Here is a 9,712-nt window from a genome sequence, read left to right as displayed (position 1 = left end):
GAGACGAGAACGGGAGTATGAAAGAGAAATCAGGGAGAAAAGGGCAAAATATCCCTTTAAAAACAATGCCGGTCACCTTAAGTGACCGGCATTAGCCCGAGGGCGGCCTTGCTATTGGTGTAAAAAATTATTTCAGGCCCAGGGCCTTGGCAACGCCGCTACCGTAATCGGGATGTACCTTGGTGAACAGCTCAACCTGACGGCGTTGGATCTGTTCCGGTACCTGCGACAGTTCACCGGCGATACGGGTGAACATACGTTGATGCTCCTCGGCACTCAGCAGATTGAACAGCGCACGCGGTTGGCTGTAGTAATCGTCGTCTTCACGATGATTCCAGTGATCGGCGGCACCTTCGATGCTCAATGGCGGCTCGCTGAAATCTGGCTGCTCCTGGAACACCCCAAAGCTGTTTGGCTCATAGGTTGCGCCGTTGCCGCTGTTACCATCCACCCGCATCGCCCCATCGCGATGATAGTTATGGAACGGGCATTTGGCAGCGTTGACCGGGATTTGGTGATGGTTAACGCCCAGGCGGTAGCGGTGCGCATCGCCATAGGAGAACAGACGGCCCTGCAACATTTTATCCGGCGAGAAGCTAACGCCAGGTACCACGTTGGCCGGGTTCATGGCCACTTGTTCCACTTCGGAGAAGTAGTTATCCGGGTTGCGGTTCAACTCGAAGAAGCCGACATCGATCAGCGGGTAGTCGCCATGCGGCCAGACTTTGGTCAGGTCAAACGGGTTATACGGGGTTTGTGATGCTTCATGCTCTGGCATGATCTGGATTTGCAGTTTCCAACGCGGGAAGTCACCGTTCTTGATGGAGTCGAACAGATCGCGCTGCGAACTTTCACGATCTTTGGCGATGATGGCTTCTGCTTCATCGTCCATCAGGTTTTCGATGCCTTGCTCACAGCGGAAGTGGAATTTGACCCAGAAACGCTCGTTATTGGCATTGATAAAGCTGAAGGTATGGCTGCCGAAACCGTGCATATGACGATAGGATTTAGGCAGGCCACGGTCGCTGAAGTCGATGGTCAACTGGTGCAGTGATTCAGGCAGATGGGAGAAGAAGTCCCATTTGTACACCGGATTGCGCAGGTTGGTGTGCGGATCGCGTTTTACCACGTGGTTCAGGTCGGGGAATTTCAGCGGATCGCGCAGGTAGAACACTGGAGTATCGTTACCTACCAGATCCCAGTTACCCTCCTCGGTATAGAACTTCATGGCGAAGCCACGGATATCACGTTCGGCGTCGGCAGCCCCGCGCTCACCGGCAACGGTAGAGAAGCGGACGAACATCTCGGTTTGCTTGCCAATCTCAGAGAAGAGTTTTGCGCGGGTGTATTGGGTTATATCGTGGGTGACGGTAAAGGTGCCGTAAGCTCCGGAACCCTTGGCGTGCATACGACGCTCTGGGATCACCTCACGGTCAAAGTGGGCCAGTTTTTCCAGGAACCAAACGTCTTGAAGTAGCATCGGGCCGCGCTTACCGGCGGTGATCACGTTATTATTATCAACAACGGGCGCACCAGCCGCGGTAGTTAATCCTTTCTTGCTCATCAATTGCTCCTTACTGTGTTGCAGTTAAGTTGATAGCTCAGTTTCGGGTGCTGTAGATCTTCATCATGTTAACTAGTGAAAAGGCCTGCCCTGTTGACCTCCATTAAAGGCACTACTAGTTGTAGACTTATTCTCAGCCCTCGGCAAATAGGTAGCACTTATCGTTGTAATTTTGGGGGTAACGGATTCTTATTTATTTACAGTTTATTGAAAAATTAACGGGTTATTGCTTTAAATTAGCCGGAAACTGATGACAACTCGGTTACACTTACCCGCGAATTTTTTCCGGTGCCAGACATCATCACTCCCTGATGATGAAGAATGAAAAGGATCAATAATGAACAAAACTTTAGTCGCGTGTGCAGCAGGTTTGCTGTTTGTGGCTGGCTCTGCCAATGCGATCAGCGTGAGTGGTGAGGCAGGGGAACATTACACCAACCTTGGTGTTGGTTTAGGCGGCACAACGGCGGGCTTGGGGATCAGCGGCAACTGGATCCGTAGCGATCATGATGGTGACATCGGGAGCCTGGGGCTGAGCTTCGGCCTGCCGGTTGGGCCTTTGACGGCCACCGTGGGCGGCAAGGCCATTTATCTTAGTCCGGAAGATGGCAAAGATGGCGGAGCATTGGCATTGGGGGGCGGTCTGCAATGGGATCTCAACCGCTATCTCAGTCTGTATGGCGAAGGCTATTTTGCGCCGGAGTCTTTGACCAGCGGGGCAAAAGCCTACAACGAAGCTAATGGCGGGCTGCGCTTAAACGTGCGTCCGTTCAATGTGGATGTCGGTTATCGTTACATCAACATTGAAGGTAAAGACGGCAACCGCGACAACGCGATAGCCGATGGCCCTTATATCGGTGTGGGCGTGGGCTTCTGATCCTGCCTGCTATTAAAGGGGCGTCATGCGGCGCCCCAATGTTCTCCGCTTTAGCCGATGGCCGGTAACAGCCCGCTGGCGATGCTGATCTGAATGGCAATCACTGCCACCCCACAGACAAACACCAACGCCAACGCTGGCGTTCCGCCCCAGACTCGATAGCTGGCCTGATGCCGCCGACGAGTTTTCCAGACCAGCAGGGAAGGTAGCAACAGGGCGAGCACGGACAGCGCAATTGCCGCGAACCCGAGTGCCAGCACAAAACCGCGCGGATAGAACAGTGCGAATGCCAATGGCGGCAGGAAGGTGATGGCACCGGTCTGCAAGCGGCCCCGCACGTTATCCCGGCGTTTGAACAGATCGGCCAGGAAGTCGAACAACCCGAGCGAAACCCCCAGGAATGAGGTTGCCAGCGCCAAATCGGCAAACAGGTGCACCGCCAGTTCGACATGAGGCGACGCGACCACGTCGCGCACCGCTTGCAATAAACCGTTCAGCCCGGCCTGCTGTGCCAGAATGCCGACAAAGGTGGTGGAACTGATGCTGCCCAGCGTCGCCAACTGCCAGAAGATATAAGCCACTAACGGGATGGCACTGCCGATGATAAAGATCCAGCGCAGCTTACGGATGTTACCGCCCATATAGTTGACGATGCTGGGTACGCTGCCGTGGAAACCAAACGAAGTGAAGATCACCGGGATGGCCGAAAGCGCCAGCCCTTGTTCCAGCGGGAGCGTCAGCAGGTTGGTTTGCTGGATGTGCGGCATCATCAGGCCAAGCATGACGATCAGGAAAATCGACTTGGCGGTAAACAGGATACGGTTGAACAGATCTACCGAATGGGTGCCGATGCAGACGATCCCCCCCGCGACCAGAGTGAACAGCAGCACGCCGAGGTAAGTCGGGAAGTCCTGAGAAGTCCACTGGCTGATGCTGACAGCCAACAGTTCGCCAGCGCCACTGATATAGGCTGCGGTCAGCGCATACATCAAGAACATCATGCTGAAACTGGTAAGCCACTGGCCACCGCCGCCCAGATAACGTTTGGCCAGCGTTCCCAGACCGGTGTCCGCCTGCTCATGCTGATAAACTTCGACCAGCAGCAGCGCGGTGTAACACATCAATAACCACAGCCCGACCAGCAGTGCCAGCGTTACGCCAAAACCTACGCCCGCTGCCGCCAGGGGCATAGCCAGCATCCCTGCACCAATGGTGGTGCCTGCCACGATAAAAACACTGCCCAGCGTGCGATTCTTCACGTTTTTCTCTGCTATTGGATAATTTAGGGGCGTTTACGGGGCCCTATTTTTAGTGCGGCAGAATAGTTGATTGCCGATTTTGTGTCAAACCGGCGTTACGTCTGATGTACATTTATGTTTACGGTTGTGGGTGGGGCTGCGGCGGCAATAAAAAATGTCCTTAGACCGCAATATCGTGCGCTGCGTAGTGAAAAGTTATGTATGGGCTTCTATAGTGGAGGGATCTGAACATAAGGGAGAGATCAATGTTAAGGGTGGAGATGCTCAGCACCGGTGATGAAGTGCTGCATGGACAAATTATTGATACCAACGCCGCCTGGCTGGCAGATTATCTGTTCCAGCAAGGCTTACCGATGAGCGGGCGAGAAACGGTGGGGGACAGCCTCTCCTCTCTGGTCGAAATCTTGCTGGAACGCAGCCATATCGCCGATGTGCTGATCGTCAACGGTGGCCTGGGGCCAACCAGCGACGATCTCAGTGCGTTGGCAGCGGCAAAGGCTTGCGATACCGAGCTGGTCGAACTGCCTGCATGGATCGCGCGTATGGAGGCATACTTTGCTGAACGTGGTCGCCCAATGGCGGCTTCCAACCGTAAACAGGCGCAGATCCCGGCTAATGCGGAAATGCTGGATAATCGCGTCGGTACCGCCTGTGGCTTTGCATTAACGCTGAACAAGTGCCGGATGTTCTTTACGCCGGGCGTGCCTTCCGAATTTAAAGTGATGGTAGAAGAGCAGATCCTGCCGCGCCTGCGCCAAGGTTTTACTCTGCCTGAACCGCCGTTGTGTCTGCGCCTGACCACCTTCGGGACTTCGGAAAGCGACCTGGCCGCCGAACTGGACGGTATGCCTTTACCGCCGGGTGTGGTACTGGGTTATCGCTCTTCCAGCCCGATTATTGAATTGAAGTTGACCGGTCCGCAGGCTCAGCGTGCCGCGATGGAACAAGCCTGGCAGCGAGTGCGGCAGGTTGCGGGTGACAATACGATTTTTGAAGGCACGGCTGGGCTACCGGCAGAGCTGACGCAACGTTTACAGCAGCAGAACTTGACGTTGGCGCTCAGCGAGCAATTTACCGCTGGGCTAATCAATTTGCAGTTGCAGAGCGAAGCGGCTCCGCTGGCCGGTGGCGAACTGTTACCTGCGCATTGTTCCGAGACGCTGGCAACGGTGCTGGCGCGAGCCCAGTCTTTGGCTCAGCTCACCGGTGCGCAACTGGCGTTGGCGGTGAGCGCCATGGCAGGGGATCGTGTCAGCGTTGCTCTGCATACGCCAAAAGGCGGTATTGGCCAGACGGTGAGCTATCGTGCATCACGTCATAGCCTGCGTTTACGTCAGGAGTCGGTTGCGATGCTGGCGCTGGATATGCTGCGCCGCTGGCTGAATGGCGGCCAGGTTTGCGGCCAAAACGGCTGGCTGGAAATTGTGGAAATTATCGAGTAGCAATATCAACATTCCTCAGTAGTTTCAAAACCGTAGGGGCCTCATGCTGTAAATCGGGCGCAGCGTGCGGCGCCCCTACGGTCGAGCATGGGCGTTCCCCACCAATTCAGCAAATCTTCACTGTCGCCCCTATGGCCGAATAACGGCAGGCTGGGGAATAGCCGATATTATCGCAGAGAAATTTGTTGATAGCGCTGATATATCCCTTATCGATTGTTTCTTTTTTGTTTAATTATTGTGTGCGTATTCTTGGTGCGCTCTCTGGTATCTTATTGATTATTGGCAATAATTAAAAATTATAAGTTAATTATTTACGTTTTTTTATTAACTTTTTATTATTTATAGTTATTGCCTATCAAACGACAGAAATTTACTGGGGTTTATGTCTTCCAAAAGCTATGACAGTTGATTTATCATCCTGCCCCTCATTTTTTCTTGGTGGTTTTTTGTTTCAATAAAATCCAAAAAATTGGCATTAGATGTCTATTTGTTGGTTTTTCATGGATGAAGTATCTATTGCAGGGATAGTCGACGTTGGTTAATCTCAAAAATGGTACTTAAATGAAATTGTGTAAAATGACAGCGCTGTCCCTTGCCTTCGCGAGCTCTGTCGCTTCCCTCTCTGCAATGGCTGCAGAATCAGCTCAAATTACGGTAAAGGGTTCTATCGTTCCTACCGCCTGTTCTATCTCTGTTGACGGCTCAGTTGATTTCGGCAATTTGAAAGAAAGCGAACTGAAAGGAAAACCGAAAGAGCAGAATGCCTATCAGATAGGCCATAAGCCCGTTAATTTTAATATCCAATGCAACTCTGCAGCAAAAGTGGCGTTATCTGCACAGGCGGATACCCCGGTTCTTAAGGCGCTCACTACCGGTGTTGTGAGTTATATCAACGATGCTGAAAAAACGACTCGTTCCGATATTGGCCAGCTTGCATCCCTGGGAACATCTGAAGATAAAACCGTAGGCTATTATACCGTCGCGCTTGAAAGTGTGACCTTGGATAGCAAAGATACCGAGTTTTTGTCCTCCAAAGATAATGGAAGCAACTGGACCGCAGTTGCTAATAGCGATAGTCATCTGATGTATCAGGATGGCTCCGTATTACATAGCTGGGGGACAGATACGCCACAGGGAGCGACCAATATCGCTGGTGTTATCAATATCTCGGCAGCCATTTCTCCTGATGTTGTGGATAACATAAAAGACACCATCAGCTTTAACACCAACACCACCCTAAGCCTACAGTACCTGTAAATTCCCTGGTGTTTTGTCTGGCAGTGGTCTGCCAGACATTGTTTACCGTTGTTTTTATCAATACTGTTTTTGTAAGGTGTTTTCGTTATGTATTTTCAATTGCCTGAAATTAAATCTTATTCTGGATATAAAAATTTAATATCAGATTTAGTACTGTGTGGTTTTTTGCTGGTCGCGTTAGCTATCTTCTCTACCCAGTCACGTGCATCTGGTGTATTACCTGAATCTTCGGCGGTTATTATTGACGAAGCGCAGAAGGGCGGCAGCATTAATGTTAAAAATACGGAAAATGTTCCGGTGCTGTTGTATACCAAAATTGTTGAATTGCCTGACGATATGGCTCCACGCCTGATTGTCACTCAACCCGTGGCCCGTTTAGAGCCAGGGCAATCCCAACGCGTGCGCTTTGTGTTGAACACCGATACTCCGTTGCAGAGCGAACATATCAAACGCGTTTATTTCGAAGGCGTGACTGAGCGAACCAGTGACAATAGTCAGGTATCAGTTAGCGTACGCCAGGATCTGCCGGTGATTATTGTGCCCAAGGGCCTGAGTGCTAAACGTGATATGTGGACTGACCTGGACTGGTCCGTTAGCGCGAGCAGCCTGAAGGTCACGAATACCGGCCGTCATGTGGTGCGCTTGACTCCGCAGGTCAAACTGCAACCCGCAGGTAATGTGTTGCCTCTGAGCAAGAGTTATATCCTGCCTGGAGAAACCCTGGTGGCTACCGTACCTGCCAGTACCCGTCTCAGTGGCCAGCAACGGGTGGAGTTTTCCCCTGTTACCCGTTACGGGTTTGGTGTCGGTGTACAGACTGCCCCTCTGAGCGGGAAATAATCGCTCACATTATGAAGACAACCCGCCATTCATTACTGGCCACGGCTATCGTACTAGCCTGCGCTTGTTGGGTTTACCCTGAACAGGCAGAAGGCGCCAAAATGTCTAATTTCAGTGAAAGCCGGCTGAAGGCGCTGGGTATCGACCCGTCGACCGCCGCCTACTTTGCTGAAGGGGGGCGTTTTACGCCAGGTATCACGGAAGTGGAACTCGAGGTAAACGGCACCCAACGTGGCATGCAGAGGCTGGCCTTTGGCAACAGTGGTGAAATGTGTGCGGATGAATCGTTCTTCGCGTCTGCCGGTATCCGATTGGACTCCCCATTACGGCAGGAGAGTGCGGGCGCAGATGCCTGTCCGCAACTTACCGAAGTCTGGCCGACCGCGACGGTCGCTCTGCTACCAGCCACACAAGAAGTGCATATTGTAGTGCCACCGGAAGCGGTGGAGAAAGAAAATGACCTGACGCATTTCCAGCAAGGCGGCACGGCTGGCCTGCTGAACTATTCCGCCTATCGTTCACATTTTACCTCGAACGGTAGCCACTCAAGCAACAGTTACCTGAATCTGGAAAGCGGTTTTAACATGGGGGACTGGATGGTGCGTGGTGCGCATAACCTGCGCCAGAGCAGTGAAGGTGGATTAACCTTCGATAATGCCTATGTCTACGCGCAGAAAACCCTGGTGGATAGAAAGCAACTGTTGCAGGCCGGGCAGATCAACTTTTCCAATAATCTACTGTCTGGTGCCTCCATCGACGGGATGCAGTTGATACCACAGGCCGCGCTGAGTAGCCATGGGACAGGGGCGCAGGTGAGTGGTATTGCCCGTGCGGATCAGTCACGGGTGGAGGTCCGCCAAAGCGGTATCCTGATTTATTCCACGCTGGTACCAGCCGGCCCTTTTACGCTGACGGAACTCCCGGTGCTGAATTCCACCAGTGACCTGCAACTGAAGGTAATAACTCCTAACGGACAGGAAGAAGCCTATACCATCACTGCGGCATCATTTCGCACTCTGGTACCCAAGGCACCAGAAACCTGGTCTTTGGCTCTGGGACGCCTGCGTGCGGACAACGTCAGCCAGGACTATCAGCGGCCGTGGGTGGCCAGTCTGTCTGATGGCTGGGTGCTTTCCCAACGGGTATTGCTGGAGGGCGGGTCAATTATCGCCTCGGGTTATCAGGGGAGCGGTGTGGGGATCATCGTCAGCCCGCGTCAGGAAGTCTCGCTGGGCCTGTCCGCTGCGCTGAGCCAGGATCGCAACCATGGCCGACGGGGGGCAAAGAGTACCGCTTCGGTGAACTGGCAAGCCCCACTGAATCTCGGATTTGGTGGTGATGTCACGGTTTATTCTCCCGGATATCGGGAGTTGACGGACTCGGTTTCCACCGCTGATAGCCCATACAGCCGCACGAGCGCTGGCCTGCGGATGAATTGGCACCAAGCGACTCTGGGCAACATTTCGCTCTCTGCCAGCCAAACCCGCCAGGGGGATAATGCTGGGGATACCCGACGTCTGATGGCAACCTGGAACCGCAATTTTGGCTTTGTGACCGCCTCGGTGAACTGGCAGCGCCAGAGCCGGAGTTTACGTAACTGCCATACGGCTTACCAGTGCCGCAATACCGACCGCGACAGCCTGTTTGTTAACCTTAGTTTTCCTCTGGGTAGGCAGGCGGTCAGCAGCTATTACCGTAATACACCAGATTCAGCGGCGGTGGGTATGCAGACGAGCGGTGGCCTGACGGAAAACAGCAACTGGTCACTGGCGACAGAACGCAGCATGAAGCAGGAACGCGATACCAGCCTGTCAGGTAGCTTGAACGGTAACCTGCACTACACCTCTGCCGGGCTATATGGTTACGCTGCGGGGGATCATACCCGTAATTACTCCGGCACTTTGTCTGGCGGCATCGTAGTCCATAAGGAAGGTGTGGTGTTCTCGCCGCATAAGATTAATGACACTTTTGGCGTGGTGGCGGTAGAGCCTGCTATCAGCGGGGTGGAAATCAACACCCCACAGGGAAAAGTGTGGACCGACTGGCGAGGTAAAGCGGTGGTTCCTGGGCTGCCAGCTTATGCTGCGGGCCGCATAGAGTTGAACACCGAACACTTGCCGGAAAATACCGATGTCAGCAATGGTTACCGGCAAATCGTGGCTGGCCATGGGGCGGTGACCAATACCCATTTTCTTTTGCAGCAGACACGCAACGGGCTGTTGACCGTGAGGTTGATGGATGGTTCGCCGCTGCCGAAAGGCAGTGCCATTATCGCGCAAGATGGTAGCTATGTAACCACTGCGGTAGATGCAGGCACCGTGTTCCTTACTGACTTGAACGATAAACGCCCGCTGGTGGCGCGTTGGCAGGAACAGCAATGCAGCCTGCACTATTCCGTACCGGAAAAAGCGCTGAATGGGGGGACCTATGAAAATATCACCGCCAAATGTAGTTAATCGCAAAACAAAGGTGG

General features: G+C 53.2%; 7 protein-coding genes. 5 read left to right on the top strand and 2 right to left on the bottom strand.

The genetic code is table 11. The features are described 5' to 3' along the window. Positions 1 to 127: 127 nt before the first annotated feature. Positions 128 to 1,564 (bottom strand): catalase KatA, encoded by a 1,437-nt coding sequence (katA, locus tag ABIE29_RS21840; protein WP_429621240.1) that lies wholly within the window; start codon positions 1,562 to 1,564, stop codon positions 128 to 130. Between the two features lie 337 nt (positions 1,565 to 1,901). On the opposite strand from katA, the gene ABIE29_RS21835 reads away from it, so the two are divergent. Then, positions 1,902 to 2,441, top strand: coding sequence for a YfaZ family outer membrane protein (locus ABIE29_RS21835; RefSeq protein WP_429621238.1), 540 nt, complete (start codon positions 1,902 to 1,904; stop codon positions 2,439 to 2,441). Between the two features lie 50 nt (positions 2,442 to 2,491). On the opposite strand, the gene tyrP is transcribed toward ABIE29_RS21835, so the two are convergent. Next, on the bottom strand, positions 2,492 to 3,700 hold the full coding sequence (gene tyrP, locus ABIE29_RS21830; RefSeq protein ID WP_372513694.1) for a tyrosine transporter TyrP: 1,209 nt from the start codon (positions 3,698 to 3,700) through the stop codon (positions 2,492 to 2,494). Between the two features lie 245 nt (positions 3,701 to 3,945). On the opposite strand from tyrP, the gene ABIE29_RS21825 reads away from it, so the two are divergent. From ABIE29_RS21825 to ABIE29_RS21810, 4 genes are all read left to right on the top strand, one after another. Continuing rightward, positions 3,946 to 5,142 carry a nicotinamide mononucleotide deamidase-related protein YfaY gene (locus tag ABIE29_RS21825; RefSeq protein ID WP_429621236.1) on the top strand — a complete coding sequence of 399 codons (1,197 nt, stop codon included), beginning with the start codon at positions 3,946 to 3,948 and terminating at the stop codon, positions 5,140 to 5,142. 561 nt (positions 5,143 to 5,703) lie between these two features. Continuing rightward, positions 5,704 to 6,399: a DUF1120 domain-containing protein gene (locus ABIE29_RS21820; protein ID WP_429621234.1), complete on the top strand. Its 696-nt coding sequence runs from the start codon at positions 5,704 to 5,706 to the stop codon at positions 6,397 to 6,399. Between the two features lie 87 nt (positions 6,400 to 6,486). Then, positions 6,487 to 7,239, top strand: coding sequence for a fimbria/pilus chaperone family protein (locus ABIE29_RS21815; RefSeq protein ID WP_429621232.1), 753 nt, complete (start codon positions 6,487 to 6,489; stop codon positions 7,237 to 7,239). Positions 7,240 to 7,250: 11 nt separating this feature from the next. After that, positions 7,251 to 9,695 carry a fimbrial biogenesis usher protein gene (locus ABIE29_RS21810; RefSeq protein WP_429621230.1) on the top strand — a complete coding sequence of 815 codons (2,445 nt, stop codon included), beginning with the start codon at positions 7,251 to 7,253 and terminating at the stop codon, positions 9,693 to 9,695. The last annotated feature ends 17 nt before the right edge of the window (positions 9,696 to 9,712 follow it).

This window comes from Serratia sp. 2723, assembly GCF_050434425.1.
In the GTDB taxonomy this organism is placed as follows: domain Bacteria; phylum Pseudomonadota; class Gammaproteobacteria; order Enterobacterales; family Enterobacteriaceae; genus Chania.
Note: the sequence above shows the minus strand (reverse complement) of the source record. Positions and strands in the feature narration are given on the sequence as shown.